This window comes from Mucilaginibacter aureus, from assembly GCF_053514885.1.
On sequence record NZ_CP170601.1, the window covers coordinates 200195 to 222340 of the forward strand.

Annotated in this window: 22 protein-coding genes; 6 read left to right on the forward strand and 16 right to left on the reverse strand. The window is 44.0% G+C overall.

Going from position 1 to position 22146, the window contains the following annotated elements; translation table 11 throughout:
• Positions 1-3: 3 nt before the first annotated feature.
• The 11 genes from ACFGVR_RS00955 to truA form a co-directional block, all read right to left on the reverse strand.
• Positions 4-621 carry a class I SAM-dependent methyltransferase gene (locus ACFGVR_RS00955; protein WP_448700491.1) on the reverse strand — a complete coding sequence of 206 codons (618 nt, stop codon included), beginning with the start codon at positions 619-621 and terminating at the stop codon, positions 4-6.
• Positions 622-653: 32 nt separating this feature from the next.
• Entirely contained in the window at positions 654-1106 is a 453-nt protein-coding gene (locus ACFGVR_RS00960; protein ID WP_448700492.1) for an SRPBCC family protein, read from the reverse strand.
• A gap of 83 nt (positions 1107-1189) precedes the next feature.
• Entirely contained in the window at positions 1190-2725 is a 1536-nt protein-coding gene (locus tag ACFGVR_RS00965) for an alpha-L-fucosidase (protein WP_448700493.1), read from the reverse strand.
• A 181-nt stretch (positions 2726-2906) separates the two neighbouring features.
• Complete coding sequence (locus ACFGVR_RS00970) at positions 2907-3572, reverse strand: HAD family hydrolase (protein WP_448700495.1); 666 nt, start codon at positions 3570-3572, stop codon at positions 2907-2909.
• Between the two features lie 59 nt (positions 3573-3631).
• Positions 3632-3997 carry a methionine-R-sulfoxide reductase gene (locus tag ACFGVR_RS00975; RefSeq protein WP_448700496.1) on the reverse strand — a complete coding sequence of 122 codons (366 nt, stop codon included), beginning with the start codon at positions 3995-3997 and terminating at the stop codon, positions 3632-3634.
• Between the two features lie 175 nt (positions 3998-4172).
• Positions 4173-4532, reverse strand: coding sequence for a SnoaL-like domain-containing protein (locus ACFGVR_RS00980; protein WP_448700498.1), 360 nt, complete (start codon positions 4530-4532; stop codon positions 4173-4175).
• Positions 4533-4685: 153 nt separating this feature from the next.
• Positions 4686-5567: a succinate--CoA ligase subunit alpha gene (gene sucD, locus ACFGVR_RS00985; RefSeq protein WP_448700500.1), complete on the reverse strand. Its 882-nt coding sequence runs from the start codon at positions 5565-5567 to the stop codon at positions 4686-4688.
• A gap of 94 nt (positions 5568-5661) precedes the next feature.
• Complete coding sequence (locus ACFGVR_RS00990) at positions 5662-6225, reverse strand: PPC domain-containing DNA-binding protein (protein WP_448700502.1); 564 nt, start codon at positions 6223-6225, stop codon at positions 5662-5664.
• A 35-nt stretch (positions 6226-6260) separates the two neighbouring features.
• Complete coding sequence (locus ACFGVR_RS00995) at positions 6261-7496, reverse strand: dicarboxylate/amino acid:cation symporter (protein ID WP_448700504.1); 1236 nt, start codon at positions 7494-7496, stop codon at positions 6261-6263.
• Between the two features lie 121 nt (positions 7497-7617).
• Positions 7618-9369, reverse strand: a complete 1752-nt coding sequence (locus ACFGVR_RS01000) for an ABC transporter ATP-binding protein (RefSeq protein ID WP_448703058.1) — start codon at positions 9367-9369, stop codon at positions 7618-7620.
• Positions 9370-9511: 142 nt separating this feature from the next.
• Positions 9512-10330, reverse strand: coding sequence for a tRNA pseudouridine(38-40) synthase TruA (gene truA, locus ACFGVR_RS01005; RefSeq protein WP_448700506.1), 819 nt, complete (start codon positions 10328-10330; stop codon positions 9512-9514).
• Between the two features lie 69 nt (positions 10331-10399).
• Here truA and ACFGVR_RS01010 point away from each other — a divergent pair, with 69 nt between their 5' ends.
• From ACFGVR_RS01010 to ACFGVR_RS01030, 5 genes are all read left to right on the forward strand, one after another.
• Positions 10400-10867 carry a DUF4293 domain-containing protein gene (locus ACFGVR_RS01010; protein WP_448700508.1) on the forward strand — a complete coding sequence of 156 codons (468 nt, stop codon included), beginning with the start codon at positions 10400-10402 and terminating at the stop codon, positions 10865-10867.
• A 406-nt stretch (positions 10868-11273) separates the two neighbouring features.
• Entirely contained in the window at positions 11274-13142 is a 1869-nt protein-coding gene (locus ACFGVR_RS01015; protein ID WP_448700509.1) for a DEAD/DEAH box helicase, read from the forward strand.
• Between the two features lie 215 nt (positions 13143-13357).
• Positions 13358-14191, forward strand: coding sequence for a hypothetical protein (locus tag ACFGVR_RS01020; protein WP_448700511.1), 834 nt, complete (start codon positions 13358-13360; stop codon positions 14189-14191).
• A 5-nt stretch (positions 14192-14196) separates the two neighbouring features.
• The gene (locus ACFGVR_RS01025) at positions 14197-14712 is read left to right on the forward strand and encodes a hypothetical protein (protein ID WP_448700513.1); all 516 of its coding nucleotides are present in this window, start codon (positions 14197-14199) and stop codon (positions 14710-14712) included.
• A gap of 15 nt (positions 14713-14727) precedes the next feature.
• The gene (locus ACFGVR_RS01030) at positions 14728-15522 is read left to right on the forward strand and encodes a hypothetical protein (protein ID WP_448700515.1); all 795 of its coding nucleotides are present in this window, start codon (positions 14728-14730) and stop codon (positions 15520-15522) included.
• 406 nt (positions 15523-15928) lie between these two features.
• On the opposite strand, the gene ACFGVR_RS01035 is transcribed toward ACFGVR_RS01030, so the two are convergent.
• From ACFGVR_RS01035 to ACFGVR_RS01050, 4 genes are read right to left on the reverse strand one after another with little or no spacing between them, the layout of a single operon-like run.
• Positions 15929-16729 carry an HvfC/BufC family peptide modification chaperone gene (locus ACFGVR_RS01035; protein ID WP_448700517.1) on the reverse strand — a complete coding sequence of 267 codons (801 nt, stop codon included), beginning with the start codon at positions 16727-16729 and terminating at the stop codon, positions 15929-15931.
• 12 nt (positions 16730-16741) lie between these two features.
• Positions 16742-17653 (reverse strand): MNIO family bufferin maturase, encoded by a 912-nt coding sequence (gene bufB / locus ACFGVR_RS01040; protein WP_448700518.1) that lies wholly within the window; start codon positions 17651-17653, stop codon positions 16742-16744.
• On the reverse strand, positions 17643-18230 hold the full coding sequence (locus ACFGVR_RS01045; RefSeq protein WP_448700519.1) for a hypothetical protein: 588 nt from the start codon (positions 18228-18230) through the stop codon (positions 17643-17645). Before ACFGVR_RS01045 ends, bufB begins: the two co-directional genes overlap by 11 nt.
• Positions 18231-18247: 17 nt before the next feature.
• On the reverse strand, positions 18248-19747 hold the full coding sequence (locus ACFGVR_RS01050) for a ferritin-like domain-containing protein (RefSeq protein WP_448700521.1): 1500 nt from the start codon (positions 19745-19747) through the stop codon (positions 18248-18250).
• 621 nt (positions 19748-20368) lie between these two features.
• On the opposite strand from ACFGVR_RS01050, the gene efp reads away from it, so the two are divergent.
• Positions 20369-20929 carry an elongation factor P gene (gene efp / locus ACFGVR_RS01055; RefSeq protein WP_448700522.1) on the forward strand — a complete coding sequence of 187 codons (561 nt, stop codon included), beginning with the start codon at positions 20369-20371 and terminating at the stop codon, positions 20927-20929.
• A 164-nt stretch (positions 20930-21093) separates the two neighbouring features.
• Here the strand turns inward: efp and ACFGVR_RS01060 are convergent, their stop codons facing one another.
• Positions 21094-21987, reverse strand: coding sequence for a right-handed parallel beta-helix repeat-containing protein (locus ACFGVR_RS01060; protein ID WP_448700523.1), 894 nt, complete (start codon positions 21985-21987; stop codon positions 21094-21096).
• Positions 21988-22146: the final 159 nt, after the last annotated feature.

Consider the following 22146-nt stretch of genomic DNA (forward strand, 5'->3'; position numbering starts at 1 on the left):
ATTTCAAACCGCTCCCGTGTTTCGCAGGGCAAAAAATGCAGTGGGCATTACCAATCCATTGATATTTTTGTAAAAGGTTTCTTCAAAAAATTCAATTTGGAGATCGGCATCTTCCTGCAAAATTGCCATCTTCTTTATTTTAAGCAATTCAACTTTTATCAAAAACCGGCCACCGGGTTTTAGTAGTTTTTTAACAATTTGCAGATACTCTAAATTGCTTGTTACCGGTATCACAGAGTAGCAGCCCCTGTCGATAATCATATCAAATTGCCGTGTAAGATGGGTAAATAAGATATTATCTACTATAAATTCAACTGGTGCACTTTGTATAACGGCCTGCTGTTTTGCATAGTTAATTGCCAAAGCCGAAACATCTGTGGCAGTTACCTTAAAACCTTTTTTTGCCAGGTAAGTAGCTTGCTCGCCCGTACCCGTGCCAATATCTAAAACAGTGCAACCGGCAAAATCAGGATTATCTATAAACCGGGCAAAATCAGGGTCTATAGATCCTTCGATAGCTAAAAATTTCCGACGGTCGAAAACTTCACCTGCAAACCTCTTTTTGTAAATAGCTTCCCAGTTTAATGCCTGTACAATTTTTTGAAACTGGTGATTATTCATATACCTAGTCTATTAATTGAAGTAAACAGTGTTTACTCTTCTACCAGCGCTTTGATCTGTACCAATATCGGGTTCCAGCCTTCGCCGTTGTTGTAGGTATCTTTGTATCGTTTTTCGCCATCGGCTGCGTTTTCAAACCCACTTTGAGTAACGGTTAAGGTAGTTTGTCCGCCGGCTTCGGTTAAAGCATATTCTACATCAAGATAGTTTTCAGGATTATCAGGCATGCCCGAGTTCGGATCGATGACGGTGTAGATCAGCAGCTTTCCTGGTTCTATTTTAACGATATTGCCTTTTACAGGGATAAATGGTTTGCCTTCGTATTCCATTTGCCAAAGCAGCGGGCTACCTACCTGCCAGTCGGAAACAGTTTCGCAGCCGAACATGTATTTTTTGGTTTGTTCGGGGTTCACTAAGGCATCCCAAACTTTGGCGGCAGACGCGTTGATGGTAATTACACTTTTAACGATCATTGGTTGGCTCATAGGAAGCAGATTGATTTTACAAAAAAACCGGTTTATTTATCTGCAAAATACAAATAAACAAACCGGTTTTTAATAACTATCGTTTATTTTTTGAACGACACTTTAAAACCTGTTACCTGCCACGCGGGTAAATTAGCAGGTTTGGTAATTACAAGGGCATCGTCGTTTTGCTTCCAGTCAAGCTTTTGGGTGCTGCCCAGCATGGTTACCGATGCAATGCGTTTATCGGCATATTTGGCAGTTTTCCCCAATGACCTGATGCTGATATCGCTTATTGGGGTTGCCATGCAAAAGGCATAAAGATCATTGCCTTTAGTGGTAAAGCGGATATCGGTCGGCTGGTAGGCGCTAACATCGCTTAAGCCACCAAAGCGGCCCTTCTTTTGATTTGATTTAATTGTCGACGGGCCTTCGCCGTAAATTTTCCAGGGGCGCGTTCCATAAATACCTTCGCCGTTAACCGGTGTCCAATCGGCAATTTGTTGTACGATGTTTAGCACGTCTGGCTCCAGGTCCCCTTCGGGTGTTTGTACGATGTTGATGAGCAGATTACCGTTTTTGCTTACGATGTCAACCAGCATTTGTATCACCTCGTTGCCGGTGCGGTATTTTTGGCCGGTACGGTAATACCAGTCGCCAATCGAAGTATCGGTTTGCCATGGGAAAGGGCTTATAGAGTCTAATACGCCACGTTCCACATCCTGCGCCCATTTACCTAACGATGGTTCTTTACAATTGTATACGGCATCGAGTTTCCCTTTATTGTAGGTAATGTTGCCATTGTAAAAATTAGCCAGCATACTGCGGCCAACTTCGTCGAAAGGCAATTTACTATCGGAGTATAGCAGATCAGGATGATAAGTATCTACGAGTTCTTTTACGTCGGCATACCATTCTTTCATCCATTCAGGATTGGTTGTGAGCCAGCCTTTATCGTCGGGCGCGGCTTTGGTATGGTACAGGTCGGCGTATTGCGGGTCGTTACCATCATAAGGTATACCTTTGTACATTCCGCTGGTATCGGCACTGTGCGCGCTTTGATACCAGGTATAGCTCGCCGCCAAATGCTCAGATACACCGAATTTTAAGCCTTCCTTTTTAGCTGCTTTTTGCCAGAGGCCGACCACATCTTTGTGCGGGCCCATGTTCACGGCGTTCCATCGGTGAATTTTCGAATCCCACAAAAAGAAGTTATCATGATGGCTGCCCATACTCACAAAGTATTTAGCCCCCGCCTTTTTATACAAAGCCATCAGCTTTTCGGGGTCCCATTTTTCGGCTTTCCATAGTGGGATAATGTCCTTATAACCAAATTTGGATGGCGTGCCATAATGCTCTACATGATATTTGTTTTGGCGACTACCCTGTATGTACATATTTTTTGCATACCAATCGCCCTGGCGAGGCAGGGCTTGCGGCCCCCAATGTGCCCAGAAACCCAGTTTGGCATCGCGAAACCATTCGGGGTACTGGTACTGTTTTAACGATTCATCGGTAGGTTTAAATTTACCGGCATTGATTGGTAATGCGGGCTGTTGCGCAAGGGATTTAATTGTATTGGCGACAATTAAAAAACCACATAGCAATACAGGCTTAAAAAGCGGGTGCTTTTTCATCATTTGGCTTTAATAAAATTAAAAACTCTGGTTAGTGAGGTAGATAAGCTTTGGTTTACAGTCAGCCTATCATAATGCAATTTGGCAATAAATAATTATACTCCAATAGTTTAGTAATTAACTGAATTGTTATAATAGTAAACTATCTTGGCAGTTTTATCGTGATAATTGTAAATCTGCAGTATTATTTGAGCAGTGTGTCGAAATAAGCATCAGTAAAATCATTAGCGAAATGCAGCACATTAGACAAGGCAACAAACTCATCGGCGTGATGGGTTGTTGTTAGAACCACGCTTTTCATGCCTGCGTTTAACGCGGCTTCGGCACCTTTGGGAACATCTTCAAAAACTATACAATCCTTTGGATCAATACCCAACTGTTCGGCAACTTTCAGATAGGTTTCTGGATGCGGTTTGCTTAACACCACATCATCCGCACTCACGATGGTTTTAAAATAATGGCGGATGTTGAGGTTATCCAATACAAAATCGATATTGAACGGAATTGCCGCTGAGCCGATGGCCATGACAATTCCTTTTTGATGTGCAGCTTCTAAAAACTCGTGCAGACCGGGCAGTAGAGCCAGCTCGTCAAAGTATTCCTGCTGGTAACGCTTTTCTTTTTCGAAGGACAGGGCAACCATTTCGTCCATCGTAAACCTTTCGGGGCCGAACATACGCACAAGTACTTCGGGGTTCTTGCCGTACATCTGCTGCTTTACTTCGTCCCAGCTAAAGTTGCCGCCAAGATCGTTGTTTAACAGGTAGCGCCAGGCACGGGTATGGTATTCCATATCGTTAATCATGGTGCCGTTCAGGTCGAATATAAATGCTTTAAAAGGTGCAGACATGCCGCAAAGAAGTACAAAATTGTTTAAATAACGAAGAAAAATTGAATGTGACTGTAAATTTATGCTTCGTCGGGTACGAACTTCATCGATAGCGAGTTTACGCAATGGCGGGTATTTTTAGGTGTAAACCTTTCGCCTTCAAATACGTGACCCAGGTGCGCACCGCAATTGGCACATACGATCTCTATCCGGTGACCGTCGGCATCCAATACACGTTTTACAGCGCCGGGTATTTCGTCATCAAAGCTTGGCCAGCCGCAGTGTGAGTCGAACTTATCGGCAGATTGATACAGCGGTGAATTGCAGCGGCGGCACTCGTAAACGCCGGGCAGCTTGTTATTGGTGTATTCGCCGGTATAAGGGCGTTCGGTGCCTTTATGTACGATAACGTATTCTTCTTCGGGGGTTAATTTATTGTATTCCATTTTTAATGATTGAAGGATTCATTGACTGATTGAGTTTTTGTCAGACACTTAAATATACGACAAATTATAGGCCACGATTGTTTGCTGATTGCTTGTTTACACAGGGTTGACCAAACAAAAAAATCCCGGTCGTTTACCAACCAGGACTCTCTCATTTCGGGTATTAGGTTTCGAATTACATTCCGTAGATAAACTGGTCTTTAACAATTTTACCGTCTTTAACTTCGTAAACGGCAATTTCGTTCATGGTAACGCGGCCATGTTTTTTATAAGTTACATCCATCTCCATGGTGCAGGCAAAAAAGTTACCGGTTACTATCGGGTCGCCAATGGTTGCGCTGTGCACTTCCACTACCGATGCATACCAATCGTTATTTTTGGCAATAACGGCTTCTTTACCAACTACAGGTTTACCATCGTTGTTCATGGATTCTATGCTCTCTACATTATCGGCGTAAAGATCTTCAATTGCGTCCATAAATTTGCCTTCCCGGCAGTGCTGTACCAATTTGGCTGCTACTTCTGCTGTGCTCATGATGATTTGAATTTTAATGGTTTATATAAAGTTATCAAATCGTCTGTTAAACTAATAAGCAAAACAGGTTAATTCTTCGTAATGGAACAAAAAAAATCCCGGTCTCTCAACCAGGATTTCTATATCTAAATACTAAGTACTAACTACTCAATACTATTTAGCCAATTTAGCAATCTCCTCTGCCATAGCAGCACCAATTTCAGCTGGTGATTCAACCACGCGGATACCACACTCGGCCATAATCTTCATCTTAGCAGCAGCAGTATCATCGGCACCGCCAACAATAGCACCGGCGTGGCCCATACGGCGGCCCGCAGGGGCAGTTTGACCGGCGATGAAACCAACTACTGGTTTGGTACCGTTAGCTTTGATCCAGCGGGCAGCTTCGGCTTCCATGCCTCCGCCAATTTCGCCTATCATAATGATACCGTGGGTATCAGGGTCGTTCATTAATAATTCAACAGCTTCTTTGGTTGGTGTACCAATGATGGGGTCGCCACCAATACCGATAGCGGTAGTGATACCTAAACCGGCTTTTACCACCTGGTCAACAGCTTCGTAAGTTAAGGTACCCGATTTTGAAACCACACCTACATTACCTTTTTTAAAGATAAAGCCCGGCATGATACCAATTTTAGCTTCGTCAGCAGTGATGATACCCGGGCAGTTAGGGCCGATCAGGCGGCAATCACGGTCGCTGATGTATTCTTTAACCAAAACCATATCCTTTGTAGGGATACCTTCAGTAATACAAACAATTACTTTAATACCTGCTTCGGCAGCTTCCATAATGGCATCGGCAGCAAATGCAGGCGGAACGAAGATGATCGATACATCAGCACCTGTTTTATCAACCGCATCTTTAACGGTGTTGAATACCGGACGGTCCAAATGGGTTTGGCCACCTTTACCCGGCGTAACGCCACCCACTAACTGGGTTCCGTACTCTATCATTTGCGATGCATGGTAAGTGCCTTCGTTACCTGTAAAACCTTGTACTATAACTTTAGAATCTTTGTTTACTAAAACACTCATGGTTTGGATTTTTGTTGCGCAAATCTAATCTTATTGACTATAATGTCAAAGCTTAAATCATCAAATTACATTTAAACGCAAAGTTGTTACCCTATTATTGCACCAGGTCCGGATCGGTAAGGGCAAAGCCGGTGTCGGCCTCCTTCTTTTTGTAAACCGAAACAGGTTCAACTGTTACCATCACCTCTAACGTAGGCCAAACAATAGCATTAAATAAATGGCCGCCACGCACTGTGCCATCGCTCTGGCTCACCGCCATGTGCACATGCACCACCGGCTTACCGTTAAACAACGTAATATTGCCAATAAACGACACCGTTTCGGCCTGGCCCTTTACGGGGATGATGTGGTACATCTGTTTTGCCCTGTCGTAACAGCCGATGCGGGTTGAGCTCATGGCACCAACGCCCGTAAACGACGCAAAGGTGATGTTATACTTTTCGGCAAAGGCGGTCAATCCCGATAGGACATCGTCGCCTCGCTGCATCACTACCAAATAGTTTTTATGCCCGCGACCGGTTTCATTCAGCAGTTTTACCTTCATGCCCGGTGCGGCATCTTTGGCTACGGTCTGGCCAGGTTTAACATATTCGTCCTGCGCGAAGGCCGTGATGGTGAGGAGGGAGATGAGAATGGTGAGGAGTAGGTTTTTATTCATAGATAAGATAATGAGCAGCTAAAATAGCGATTTTATCAGGATATAACTTTCTGATAAGCTTCCTCATCAAACTCCTTCTCACTTTTAGCGATCACCACCGCCGCCATCCCGTTGCCGATCATATTGGTTATCGCCCGGGCCTCCGACATAAACCTGTCAACCCCGAGCAATATCGCCAGGCCCTCAACAGGGATCATTTTGGTAGCGGTTAAGGTTGACGCCAAAACGATAAAACCACCGCCGGTTATTGCCGCTGCACCTTTACTGGTCAGCATGAGTATACCGATAAGCGTTAGCTCCTGAGTGAGCGATAGCGGTATCTGGAACACCTGTGCCAAAAATATTACGGCCATGGACATATAGATGGTAGTCCCGTCAAGGTTAAACGAGTACCCCGTTGGGATAACCAAACCCACTACAGATTTAGAGCAACCGAACTGCTCCATCTTTTCCATCATGCGGGGCAGTACCGATTCGGATGAAGAAGTACCCAAAACGATCAGTATCTCTTCGCGGATGAATTTAAGGTATTGCCACAGGCTGAATTTATACAGCCAGCAAATGATATTGAGCACCACAAAAATAAACAGGAACATGGTGAGGTAAACCGAGCCCATTAACGCGCCCAAAGGCTTGAGCGTTTTGATGCCAAAGGTGCCCACAGTAAAGGCCATCCCACCAAAAGCGCCAATGGGCGCCAGCTTCATTACCACTTTCATGATATTGAAAAAGACTTTGGATAGCTTATCGAACGTGGCGATCAATGATTCGCCGGCTTTGCCCATATGTGTTAACCCATATCCAAATAACACCGCGAAAAAAAGGATCTGCAAAATATCGCCTTTGGCAAAAGCGTCAAAAACGTTTTTAGGTACGATGTGGGTAAAAAAGTCCACCCAGTTCATTTCGGCGGCTTGCTTTTGATATCCGGCAATTTTGGCAACATCTAAGGTTTTATGGATAAAGCCTTCGCCGGGTTTTAACAAGTCGGCAACGACAATACCGATGACGAGGGCAAATGTGGTTACAATTTCAAAATACAAAAGCGCCTTACCGCCTACCCTGCCTACCTTTTTAATATCGCCCATACTGGCAATACCCAATACAATGGTAAGGAAGATAATAGGCGCGATAAGCATCTGGATCAGGCTCACAAAAGTGGTGCTGATGACTTTTGCCGATGGCGCAAATGCCGGGAAAAATACGCCAACGAGCACGCCCAATAATATCGCGATAAGTACCTGGAAGGTGAGGTTAGATAGTACCTTCATGCTTTTGAGGGTTCATAGTTCATGGTTGATGGTTCATAGTAGAACGTGGCTACAATATAACCATTTTCGACACAATACAAATTACCATGAACCATCAACCATGATCTATGAACTATAAGCCTTACTCCCGCGCTATCCCTGCCGAGTTAAACTGCAGATCGTAAAGTTTACGGTAGTAACCGTGATCGATACGCAGCAATTCCTGGTGGGTGCCGGTTTCTTTAATTTCGCCGTGGTCGAGCACAATAATGCGGTCGGCATTTTGGATGGTGGACAGGCGGTGGGCGATCACTATCGCGGTGCGGCCTTCCATCAGTTTATAAATGGCGTTTTGAATGAGTATTTCGGTTTCCGTATCAACGGATGAGGTGGCTTCGTCTAATACCAAAATCTTCGGATCATACACCAGGGCACGGATAAACGAGATCAACTGTGCCTGCCCGGCTGATAAGGTAGCACCGCGTTCCATTACGTTATAATCGTAACCGCCGGGTAAACGTTCAATAAATTCGTGCGCACCAACCTCTTTGGCAGCGGCAACAATTTGTTCGCGGGTGATATCGGGGTTGTTGAGGCTGATGTTATTGGCAATGGTATCCGAAAACAAAAACACATCCTGGATAACGGTGGCTATCTGTAAACGTAAAAAATTGATGTCGTAATCGCGGATATCCACACCGTCAATTTTAACGCTGCCTTTACTGATCTCGTAAAAGCGGTTTAAAATATTGATGGTTGATGATTTGCCGGCGCCGGTGGCCCCTACCAATGCCAAGGTTTCGCCGGGTTTTACGTGGAAGGAGATATCTTTCAATACCCAATTTTCGTCATTATAAGCAAACCAAACATCTTTAAACTCAATCTCGCCTTCTAAGGTGGCGGGGTGAAGGTGGCCGTTGTTGGTCACTACCTCATCGGTATCTAAAACTTTAAAAATACGATCGGCGCCAACCATCCCCATTTGCAGGGTATTGAATTTATCGGCCAGCTGGCGGATGGGCCGAAACAGTAAGTTTAACAACGTAATGAAAGCCAGTATCACACCGGGGGTTACGCCACGTTTGTTTGCAGATATGGCAACAAGTTCCTGATCGGTTAAGATCCGTTTAGCACCATACCAAACCAGCAAACCTAATGACAGGGCCGAAAAAATTTCGACCACCGGGAAAAAGATGGAATAGTACCAATTTGAACGGATGTTGGCATCGCGGTATTTGGTATTAACGGCTACGAATTTTTTATACTCCTGGTCTTCGCGGGCGAAGTATTGAATGATGCTGATGCCGGAGATATGCTCCTGTAAAAAGGTATTCAATTGTGCTACCTGGGTACGCACTTCCTGGAAAGAGGATTTAATGGCTTCTTTAAAAATATAAGTGGCCGCTATTAAAAACGGCATGGGTATCAGGGTAATCAGCGCCAGTTTCCAATCCACGATGAGCATGTAAACAATGATGGCTACTACCAGCAGCAGGTCGCCGATGATGGAGATCAAGCCTTCCGAAAAAATATCGGCAATGGTTTCCAGATCGCTTACAGTACGGGTAATCAACATCCCGATTGGTGTACGATCGAAATATTTTAAGCGCAGACTGGTAATGTGGTTAAAAATATCGATACGCAGATCGCGGATAACGGACTGGCCCAGCGCGTTGGTGAGGAAAGTTTGATAGTACTGCGCCCCGGTTTGAATAAGCAACACCACGATCATGGCGATAGACATATACACCAAACCGGTGTAATTACCCGGCAGGATGTAATCGTCGAGCGTTTTTTGAATGAGGATGGGTTGCACCAAAGCCACCGCTGCCAAAAACACGGTAAGGAAAGCGGCTATCACAAAAGTTTTGTTATAAGGTTTTACGTAGTGCATTACGCGCCCCAGTAATTTCCAATCTAATGCTTTGCCTGTTATACCCCCTCCGCCCCCTGAAGGGGGAACTTTTGAAGTGCTATCTTTTTTGTCGTCGCTCACTACAGCAAAGTTAAATATTATTTGGGATTGAGTTCCCCCTTTAGGGGGTTAGGGGGTATGGATATTTTACCTCAGTTAAATATAACCCGCAGGCAGGTACCGATGTACCGGCTTTGGAGCGGTTTTTACTTTCTATTATTTTACGTACGTCTTCGGGTGCTATGTCTTTATTGCCTACCATCATTAAGGTACCCACAATGGCGCGTACCATATTGCGTAAAAAACGGTCGGCGGTGATGTAAAATACGAGTTTACCGCCATGCGCTATCCATTCGGCACGGGTTATTTTGCAGTTATTGGTTTTTACCTGGGTATTGCTTTTACTGAAACAGCTGAAATCGGTGTACTCCATCACGATCTTCGCGGCCTGATTCATTAAATCAACATCGGGATTATCGCGGAGCTGCCATGAAAAATTATTCAGGAATGGGTCCTTTTCGAAATGGATATGGTATTCGTAAGAGCGCTGTGTAGCGTCAAAGCGGGCGTGGGCATGGGCCTTTACAGGGATAAGAGCCCTGGCGGCGATATCATGCGGAAGCAGGGCGTTGATGCTTCGCAGGTAAGATGTGAGATGTAAAATGGATGATGGATGACGGACGATAGACGATATATCTTCTTTCACATCTTCCATCTTACCTGATCCATCTTCCATTAGATCAAAGTGCGCAAATAACTGCCTTGCATGCACCCCTGTATCGGTGCGGCCGGCGCCGGTGGTTTCGATTGGTGTGCGGAACACCGTGCTCAAGGCTTTATCAACCAACTCCTGCACGCCTACCGCGTTGGGCTGGGTTTGCCAGCCGTGGTAACGGGTACCATCATAAGCAAGCTCGATAAAATAACGTTGATTAGGCACGCGCAAAGTTAACCAAAGCTGTAATAATTGCTTAAACAAATTATCTTTGCCTTATTAATACGCAACAAAATGATACAAAGAGTACAAAGTATATTTTTCCTGTTCGCCAGCCTCGCTTTACTGGCCCTGTTCTTTTTTCCGTTAGTGCATGGCGTTAATGTAAGCGGCGTTGTTGAAAACATCAAGATAGATGGTGTTTACCAGATAGTTAACGGTCAGCCGGCGCGTACCGTTTCGTTCCTGATGCTCACCATTGCTACAGTTGTTTTAGCCGTAGTACCGATAATTGCCTTGTTTATGTTTAGCAACCGCAAATTGCAGCTGGCATTAGCCTACGGCGGTATCCTGGCCATTATCGGCCTTAGCTTTTGGATGAGCCAAACGGTACAGGGTATTTTAAACGGCATAACACTACGTACCGATAATTATGGTATTGGTATGCTGTTATCATCGGTTAGCATTGTGTTTTTACTGGGTGCTGCACGGGGCATTAAAAAGGATGAGAAGTTGATCAAGAGTGCAGATAGGCTGAGATAAGTCAAAATTCAAAAGGTAAAATTCAAAAACCTTTGAAGATGCCGCGTTAAGGATGGCAGCGGATACCGGCCCTGTGGCTAATGCCTGTGCAGTATAAGTGTACAGCCTGGGCCGAAGGCAACGCCCAAGTCAGCAATGCCTGAATGATTGAGTTATTGAATGATTGATTGATAAAGCATGCATAACCGCCCTGTATGATGGGGTGCCGAAACAAGTTCGGCATGACTTATTTTTTTACCTATGATATGCACAGGCCATGAACTATGAACCATCAACTATAAGCCGCCTAACTATCACCAAAATGCTTTAATTACAATAAGTTAGGCAAACATTGCTATTGTAATTAAATAAGCGTACCTTTGCGGCATATTTAGCAATGTAGCTAAGTACGTTTTTTAAAATATTCATGAACCCATTTATTGAACTGGGAATCCGTCATGATATTGTTAATGCCATCTCTGAGTTAGGATTCGAAAATCCTACGCCAATTCAGCAGCAAGCCATACCGGCTTTACTTACAGGCAGCAACGATTTTGTCGGATTAGCCCAAACAGGGACCGGAAAAACCGCCGCCTTCGGATTGCCACTACTGGAACTGCTCGATTTCGAAGAAAATCATCCGCAAGCACTTATTCTGTGCCCTACCCGCGAACTGTGTTTACAGATCGCCAACGACCTGAAAAATTACGCTAAAAACATGCCCAACGCACACGTTGTTGCGGTTTATGGCGGCGCCAATATTCAGGACCAATTACGCCAGATTAAACGCGGCGTACAAATTGTAGTTGCAACACCGGGCCGTATGCTTGACATTATTAACCGCAAAGCTATTAACTTTAGCGAAGTGCAGTTTGTAGTGTTAGACGAGGCCGACGAGATGCTCAACATGGGCTTCCAGGAAGACATTGACAGTATCTTATCAACTACCCCGGAAGACAAAAAGACCTGGCTCTTCTCGGCAACCATGCCGACCGAAGTTAGGCGCATCGCCAAAAAATACATGGACAACCCTTTTGAGTTGACCATGGGCGAAAAAAATACAGGTAACGTAAACATCGAGCACGAATACTATATTGTACGTGCTCGTGATAAATACGCTGCCTTTAAACGTATTGTTGATTTTAACCCCGAAATTTTCGGTATCGTTTTCTGCCGTACCAAAATTGAAACTCAGGAAATTGCCGAGTCGTTAGTTAAAGATGGTTACAATGCCGATGCTTTGCACGGCGATTTAAGCCAGCAACAACGCGATAAGGTAATGAAACGCTACCGCGAACGCAGCCTGCAATTGTTAATTGCTACCGACGTTGCCGCACGTGGTATCGACGTTAACGACGTGACACACGTTATAAACTACAGCTTACCTGATGAAATTGAAAACTACACTCACCGTAGCGGCCGTACCGCACGTGCCGGTAAAACAGGTGTATCGATAGCGATCATCAACAGCAAAGAGCTGGGCAAAATACGCCAGATAGAACGTGTTATTGGCAAAAAGTTTATTAAAGCAGAAATACCTAACGGGTTTGACGTTTGCGAAAAACAACTCTTCGCTATTGTACATAAAGTACATAACGTACAGGTTAACGATGCGCAAATGGAGCAATACCTGCCGCGTATTATGGACGAGTTTAAAGACCTGAGCAAGGAAGACGTGATCAAACGTTTTGCTGCTATTGAGTTTAACAGCTTTTTAGAGTATTACAAAAATGCCCCTGACCTGAACGCTCCGGCCGACGACCGTTTTGCCCGCGATGGCGAACGTGGCGATCGCGCTCCGCGCTCTTCGGGTGGCAAGTCTGAATTTACCAGGTTGTTTATCAACTTAGGTTCGGTTGATGATTTGAACCGTGGCGACTTGTTAAACTATGTTTGCAACACTGCTAAAATAAGCGGCCGTATTGTTGGCAAGATCGACGTAAAGGGCGTATTCTCTTTCTTCGAGGTACCTAACGATGAAGCTGATAAAGTAATGGCCGGTTTTAACGGCGCCGAATTTAACGGACGCCCTGTACGTGTTGAAATATCAGGCGAAGGCACCAGCGAACGCCGCGAAGGTGGCAACCGCGACTTTAAACGCCGCGAAGGTGGCTACAGTGGTGGCGGACGCCGTGAAGGTGGCTACAGTGGTGGTGGTAACCGCGAAGGTGGTTATAACCGCGATCGCCGCGAAGGCAGCAATGCCGGTGGTGGTTTCCGCGATTTTAGCGGCAAACGCCGCGAAGACCGCAACAGCGGTAACCCTGGCGGCGGCGAACGCCGCAGAAGGTTTTAATAAGCTATTCAATTAATTATAATGTGAGGAGCCCTGCAGAGAAATTTGCGGGGCTTTTTTGTGTAGACGGAGTCTACAAGCATAGGGATTCGAAGTTTCCAACTTCGAATAGCGGGGGTTTAAATAAATCCGGTGTTTTCACGGTATCCAAACCGTGTATTAACTGACATATTTAATATCTTCAATATATAATTTGGTGTATTAAACTTAACTGTATGAAAAAACTTCATCTACAAAAACTATTTAAGCTAAGCAGCCTGGGGTTGTTTATGCTTGTGCTGTTGGCTACCCATGGCTGTAAAAAGACGAGTACCTATCAGGATGTAACCGAAAATATTAACGATCCTGAAGTATTAGCGGCTCAATCGTGGTATAACGCTACTTATCCTGCAACCACCGCTACCAATGGCACGGTAAAAAGTACCGGAGCTGGCAGCCAGGCCGATCTTAGTCAGCATATCCAGCCTGATTGGTACCATCATGCTAAATACGCGCGCTATAATAAAAACGTGATAGAAATGCCTGTCGACCCGGCTAACCCAGCTTTAGCTAAACTTAAAAGCCGAACAAAAACTATTGGCGACAAATATATTAAAAGCGAATATCTATTATTAAAAGGTGATGATGGCTATCACGCATATCTAATGACTATAATTGCCGACTCTGATTATATTAAAAATGATTTTAGCAGACTTAAACGCAATAGTTATAACAGCCGCGAAGCCGATTTTAGCGGACTTGTATTATACTTTACCCCTAAAGGTAAATACGTTTCCGGATATAGATATAAAAACGGCCGCTTATTACCGCCTGCAAATGCAGCGGCAACAGCCAATACAACGTTAGCGCTGAACGGTGCAGAAAAAAATAAAGTGAATGATATGATGGAAAGCTGCATCGATTGGTATTTTCAAGTATACGAATTTGGTGTTTTGGCATTTGAACAATATGTATATACTGAATGCCTGATGATTCGGGCGGCGGCCCACCTTCTTGCGGCGGAAACGGCGGCACCAGCATTGTACAGCCTGGTGGCAAATTACAAGTGAACAGCATGCCGCCTGACACGGGTGATGGTGGGGATGGCTTTCCGCCGCCAGGAGATCCGTGTAGCGGTCCTTGTCAACAAGAGCAAGCCGACTTTTTTAACGAGACTACACAAATTACGGCAGATAACACGACCCAAAGTATAACAGAGGACGCTCCGGCCCCTATTGATCCAAACACCAGAAATAGAACATATATTTGGATATTTGCGGAATCGCCTATAGGTTTGTTCAAATTAAAAAGCACCGAACATGCCATACAAAAGAGGGCATCAGCCACCGATCCATGGCATTTTGATTCGTTGACACATTTTTGGGCGGGAATTACCGAGTCTTTAATAGTTGGTGGGACAATGACATTAAACATGGAAGATGCTACACCATATGTTCAACCAAATGTTGCTTTGATGAGTTTAAGATTTAATACAACTTCCAGTTTTGTATGTTCTGGATCACCAATTAGTGTAACAACAAAAGATATGAATACATACAACTATTGGTATGTTGATGCACCTACTCAATAAAATATATTTATTACAATGAGTAAACACTATTTCAGCACAGGTATTACAATTTCAATACCTGTGCTTTTTATATTTTTAAGCTGTCGTACTTTTTCTGTCGCTCAGGAAATCTATACTTCGATCAAATTGACTTCTCATTTTGAATTTGTAAAAAGTTCTGCTGGCGATTTAGTCAAAATGGATGATAATATCGGTATCGTTTCTTATTTGGATTATGTCGTATATAAAATACCGCACGAATTTATCTATAACAAAATAACAAGGGATAAAGATTTTCACATCATCCATTCAATCAAAACTAAAGAAGAAACAAAATATAGTTATCTAGTTTATAATAGAAAAAAGAGTTATGGATATATGTTTGATTCTATTAATGTAGCAAAGGCATATAAAGTTTCAGTTGATTCATTTTTAATAAAAAAAGCCTTCAAAGCTTTTCCTTTTTATCAGAAAGGTCGTGATAATTTAGTAAAATTGATCAAAAATATTGACGATATATTAATTGAGAAATATGTTTGCAACCAAAAAAAAGATGCAAGCTACTTTGATACAACATATTATTTCTATGACAAAAAACTGAGCAATGTAGAGTATTCTTTTTCCAGATACCTGGATTCAACCAGGCATTCAAAACTATGCAAGGCTAAATTTATTTACAATGCGATCCCAGCGACGGGTCAAAGCCCCGCTATTCCCAAACGTGAGTTTATTTTCGAAATAAAAAGGGATGACTCAATTAATAAAAAGCAAATAATTGATTTTATAAATTCCTTCAAAAATAAAGAGAATACCTTATATAACGGAAATTGAAAGAAAATTTCCGCTTGCCAATCAGCACAAAATTCCGTATATTTAATAGTTTCCGCGATGGAAGATGGTTGAGGTAAGATGGAATAGGTATTGAAAAATTTCTTACAATTTCCCCCTGCAAAAAGAGAAACAAAGTCAAAAAGAATCTGTGAAAACACCCATAAATACCCATGTGTTGCATGATGGGTTTGCATGGCGCAGAAGATCTCTCCCGCTGGTCGAGATGACAAGTTGGAGAAGGTTGGTGTAGAATTGTCCTGTGGGATGCTGAAACAAGTTCAGCATGACTTATTAAAATGAAGATTACAAAAATGGCAAAGCAACGCCTAACAGTTCATTGAAAATACCGACAATTACCCCCCTATCTTGATTTTTGGTTGTGAAATTGGCAATGATATTACGCTGTTTACACCCTAAAAAACCTGCTCTCTATCCAATTTTGTCTCCAGGCGGGCCATTCTGCATCAGCGTTATTTTTCTGTTTAAATGCAACTTGCGCCGAAGGAATACTCATCCCGTTTTTTAAATAGCTTAGAAACTCATACTGTTGCGGGGTTAAATCGTATATAAACAGCCTGTAATTGTACCGCAAAACCACGCAGTAAGTTTCGTTTTCGAAAGGCAAGGCAGGGTCTTCGCCATTTTTAAACGCGGTGTAAAATGCCTTAACCGGGAAACGGAATTTAAACAGCGTGCAAAGTGGCAACAATTGCATTTTATCGTCGGGAGTATTGTTGTCTGCCAATTGATAGCCTTCTTCGGCCTTTTGCTCAAACAGCACGTTGATATCGTATTCAAATTTTGCCAGCTCGATAATAAAGTCGATCCAGTCTTCTTTTATTTCGTCATCCGCATCGGGCCGGGTAGCTTGTAAGTGATCGGCAAAGTGTGCGCCTAATCCGGCTAAATTATAACTGGTTGATGGGTATTGAGCCAGGTAATCATCGGCAAAGCCCCGAAAAAGTTCTTCGCCAAGGGCATACTGCAAGGCGCTGAATTGCTGGGCCATACAATGCCGCAGCCGGGCTATATAGCTGCGCTGATAGATCGCCAAATGCTCGTGGGCGGGTAGCTTTTCGGAATGGTTTACTATTTCCTCAAGTGGAACACCGTTAGAATCGGCACCTGCTTTTTGAGACGGATGAAGCAGCATCTGTTGCATCCATTGCTGAAACTGGGCCAGTGGTATCGATGTGCTTTCTGTCAATTTAACACCGGGTTAATGGGTTAACTCAAGCGGTACCAGGTTCAGCGGGTTAGAAACCTGCTCCGGTTCGCTGATCTGTGGTTGTGTCAAAACCTCATTAAAATCGGCCGACATGTATTTTTTGGCTTTTAACAGTTCGGCATGGTACACTTCAAACGCCGGGATATTACCGTCCCATTCCAACAATACCGAGGTACCGCCGGTTAGTTTATACGCTAACTGAAATAGCTTCCATACCGGGGCAACCACTTCACGGTCGTGCGTGTCGATAATATAATTGCCGCAGTTTTGATGCCCTGCCAGGTGCATTTGTACTATCCTGTCATGTGGTAAAGCTTCAATGTATTCAACCGGGTCGAAATCGTTATTGAAGGAAGACACGTAGACATTATTTACATCAAGCAGCAGGCCACAGCCCGTCTCCTCCGTCATACTTTTTAAAAACGCCCATTCGGTAATAGTAGAATGTTTGAAAGAGGCATAGGTACTGGGGTTTTCGATGATGATGGGTCGCTCCAGATAGTCCTGCACCTGCTTAACGCGATCGCAAACATGTTTCAACGATTCCTCATTTAAAGGCAGCGGAAGCAGATCGTGCGAGTTGGTGCTCAACACCCCTGTCCAGCATAAATGATCGCTTATCCAGGCCGGTTTTACTTCGCCGGCAAGGGTTTTCAAACTTTTGAGGTATTCAAAGTTGAGCGGATCGGTACTGCCGATAGACAAAGATACCCCGTGCATGACTACGGGGTATCTTTCGGCTATTTGTTTAAGTACCTGCCGCGGACGGCCGTACGAGTCCATAAAATTTTCGGAGATCACCTCAAACCAGTCGACAGCCGGATTTTGTTCCAGGATCTGGTTGAAGTGCTGGCTGCGAAGCCCCAACCCCAACCCTAAATTGGGTAAAGCCTCAATACACACGCGGCGGACAGGTTGATAAAGTTTCGTTCATTTCCTCGGCGCTTTCTACCTCCATCACCAATACCCTGGCATCAGCAGCTATTTCCCTTGCCTGAGGGTCGGCCAGGTAAGAGCAATGCCTGCTGCCGCTTTGCCCGCATGATGAGTAATCTTTTCCGGTTGTTTTTCTGATCTCGTTAACATAGGTATTGCTCGGCCCAAAAGGTCCACCCGGAGGCGCGCCAATAGGTTGCCCTGTTCCGGCCCGCAAATCTTCAAAACGTTTCCGGGCCAATTGCCATACACTGCGCCCCTTGTTGGGCCCTTGTGTTACAAAACGGGGGGCTAAAATAGGTGAGCCGCAGCTGCCTTGATACTTACAGTCGTTTTGAGAGGGGAAACAGAATTCTTCTGTTGTGCCAAAAAGCCCGCAGCCGCCCTGTCCCTTACATTCATTTAAGGTATGGCACGGGTGATTGATGGTGGCGCAGTCGCCCATACCGGCACAATCATTGGTGCCCGAATAACCGTTGTTTTTGCACGAATTAAGCCCCATGCAAACATGAAGTTCTTTTGCTGTTGTTGGTATATCTGCCATGATGTAACGCTTTTAATTTAGGGTATTTGTGGAACATTAGGTACTACAGAGTGATCTAAGCCAACATCGGGCAAAGATGGCCAGTAATTGGCATATTGCGCCTGGGTTAACCAGCCCCAATTAGTTGAATCGGCCGCGGCTAACTGATCAACCAGACTTAATATCTGAGCTTTTGGCCTTGATGGCGAATTTTCAAACGCGAAGTATTCAAAAGTAAGGGAAGCTGCATAAGTTTGCCCGCCATTAGTATACGTGTAGTCTCCGCCAATACTATTGCCAATGCCGCTGAGCAGCCAGATCATTGATTTGTGAATACCATACATAAATACGGCAAACTGGGTATCTTCATCCTGGTAATAGCAGGTTTCTATCATCAGCAAAATATAGGTAAAGATCGCATTGCCTAATTGTGAACATAGTGATAAAGGGGTATTACCCGAGGCATCATAAATTGCCTGTGTAGGGTTTGGACCCATATTGGTTACAAAGTAGCTGAAGAAGTCATTCAAGCCCGGTATGGCTGCGAATTTTTGCTGATAGTATCCTCCCAGGCTGTAGATCTCCATAAATTTAGCAAAATGCGATAACTCGCCATTCTCATCATAATCGCCTGGCCTGAAATGTACCTGGCCATCAACCACCGGCATCGGTATTGGTAATTTAGTTACAGGGTCAAATACCAAACGGGTTTGATCCGGTTGTATATTTCCTTCTCCCTGGTGTTGAATTTCCTGCATAGCAGCAACTGCCGAGGCTGCATCCACTACTCCTATCAATTCCTGGCCATCATCTGTACTGGCGAATTGAGGGTTATGCCCGCGGTCGTAATAAACGGTATTGATGGAGTTTTGTGAGTAGTATGGCCTTTGCCTACCCGAATCCTTTTGCGGAGGGAGTAATTGCGGCCGCACAGGTGTATATGGGCCGGGATAATTAGCCTGCACACAGGCAATGATATCGTTGTAAAAAGCACCAATGGTTTTATAAGGCACCACCTGCTGGTCAAGAGCGCCTTTATCGGCAGGGTCAACAAATGGTGCCGGGCTTTCGATCTGCAAAAAGGTTGACAGCTGGTTTAAAGTTAATTTTGCCGTATTGATCGGAAACTCGGGCTCGTGGCCATCCAATTGGGTTGGAAAGTTTAATACCTTGCTAATGGCAAGCAACTCGGGCGCCTGTTGGACAATTGCCTGTTTAACGTTGGATGAAAGTGCCAGGTGCAGCATTTCTTCAATGGCTACGCTCATGATCAATGCTGCCGACTGATTGGCGTACACCAGTATATCGACCTTAAGTTCCTGCGCCAGGCTATCTGCATTGGGAATAGCGGCCGCTGTAAGCTGGCCCAGTAAAGTTTTGTAAAGCGCATCCTGATCCTGTGCCCGGTTAATGGAATAATAGGTTGACAGGTAAGTAGGAATTGTTGCCAGTTCGAGGGCGATTGCCTGCTGCATGGCATCGGCAAAATTAGCAGGCGTTACCGCCGGCGGGATTGTGATCAATTTTTTGGGTGCCATAAAATTGCTATTGGTTTAGGTTGATTATTTACGAGAACAAATAAAAACAGGCAGCAATAAGTAAAGGCTAAGCTACTATTATTTTTATATTAAAAAAATAAAATATAAATAAAATACAAATTGAAATATAGTGCCCTATTTGATTTAATTTGGCTGTTTTCAGCTACATACAGCGCAAAAAAATGCAGGCCAATTAATGCACCCAAGCTTAAAAGTTAAAAATAATAATTAGTACGCAATTAACTTTATTGGCAAAGCGAATACCTTATAAAGTGATTGTTTTTTCACTCAAAATTTCGTATATTTAATAGCTTCCGCGATGGAAGATGGGATAGGTGAGATGTAAAATGGGAGAGGTAAGATGGAAGATGTATTGAAAAATTTCTTACAATATCCCCCCTGCTTTTCAAGGATTGAATGATTGAGTTTTGAATGATTGAATGGAAAAATCATTGATCATTAGGTCATTTGTTTAGCAAAAGCAGAAAGTCATTGAAAATACCGACAATTACCCCCCTGTGCAGCCGTGGCACTGAGCAATAAAATACATTTACTCACCGGCGTATCTGCGCATCCAAAACTTACCCTATCTTTGGGCAAAAAATTTACAACCGTATTTACATGGCAAAGGCATCTGAAATTAAAGTAGGGAATATATTACGCTACAATGGCGAACTGGTAACTGTTACCGAAGTTTTACACCGCACACCGGGCAAAGGCGGGGCCTTTTACCTGGATAAGTTTCGTAACATTAAAACAGGGAAAATTGTAGAGGCCCGCCTGGCTACCGACGAGCAGGTGGAGATTTGCCGGGTAGATACCAACGATTTTCAATACCTGTACGAAGACGGTGATACTTTGGTGGTTATGCATAATGAAACTTATGAGCAGCATAATATCCCAAAAATGCTGTTTGGCCCGGCTGTTAAATTCCTGAAAGAGGGCATGAACGTGATCGTTTCGTTTGAAAGCGAAGAACCGATAATGGCAACTACGCCAAACTTCGTTGAACTGGAAATTACCTATACCGAACCTGCTGTTAAAGGCGATACTTCTTCGGGTGCGCTAAAACTGGCTACAACAGAAAACGGCGTAGAGATCAGGGTGCCCATTTTTGTTAACCAGGGCGACAAGATCAAAGTTGATACCCGCACCGGCGAGTATGTTGAAAGGGTGAAGTAGGAAATAGATAGAGGCAAGAAGCAACACAGAAAACAATGGTGAGAATACCAAAGAATACCGATGTGTTCGGGATGGGGTAAAGCTTTCTAACGGCAAAAAATCCGGGATCGCTCCCGGATTTTTTAAACCAATTTCTTGTTAATTGTTGGTAAACTCTTGTTTTTTTAGAATATCCTGGTAAATAAGCCCGAGCCGTTGCCGCTACCACCGCTGCCAGTAATTGTAATATGGCCGGTATTGCCGTTACCGTCATATCCCCAGGCGTGGTTGCTTGTGGCGGTACAGTTAGTAACTGTGTGCGGTACGTTTTGGCCGGCACTACCTAATTTAAAGCCATTACCGTCGCCTGCCGAGCCAAAGCCGTTGTTGCTTGAGGTACAGTTGGTGATTGTAACCGTGTTGGGGTTACCATACAGATCCCAGCCATCATCAGAATTGTGGTGGGCGGTACAATGATCGAACTTGTTGTTTTTACCGCCCGAAAGCTTGCAGGCAAAACCGTCGGCATTTTCGCCACCATTAGCCGCGTCGTAATTTTCGCTTGAGGTGCAATAGGTTATGTTATCATCATGCGCCCCGTTATACACCTGGAGGCCGGTATCGCCATTAGCGGTTGTAGTTATATTATTTGTATAATTAAACCCGCCGGTTTGAAACACCAGGCCAGAGCTTGGCGCATTTTTAATGGTGATGTTGGTAATGTTCCAATAACTGCCGTTGCATTTTACGCCCCAGCTGCCCGATGGCATACCTGAGCAGTTTAACGTGCCGCCGGTTAAGTTGATCTTGGCACTTGAGGTACCGCTTACCAATAGCTGTAAAGTACTTGTGAGGTTAATTGTTCCGCTAACGGTGATGATATCGCCAGGTTTAGCGTTGGCTACAGCAGATTTTAATGCCGATTCTGTTGTAACCGTAGTTGAGGCTGTGGGTGTGAGCGCAAAATTGCCGCCTACCAGGGCTGCTTCAGGTTCCTGGTTGCTCACTGCTGCACCATTTTCTTTTTTACATGCCGATACACTTACAGCAAGTAAGATTACTGTTAATAGTTTTTTCATAAATGTAATTGTAAGGTTAGAAATAAATTGGTTTAAACAATTTTAGATATTAATTATTTGATAACAAGCATCATTTATGATAAAAAAGTATGCAATCGTTGCCGGGAACGTTACCGGTGGTATTTATTATACAAATAATATTTACTTGATCAATACTTT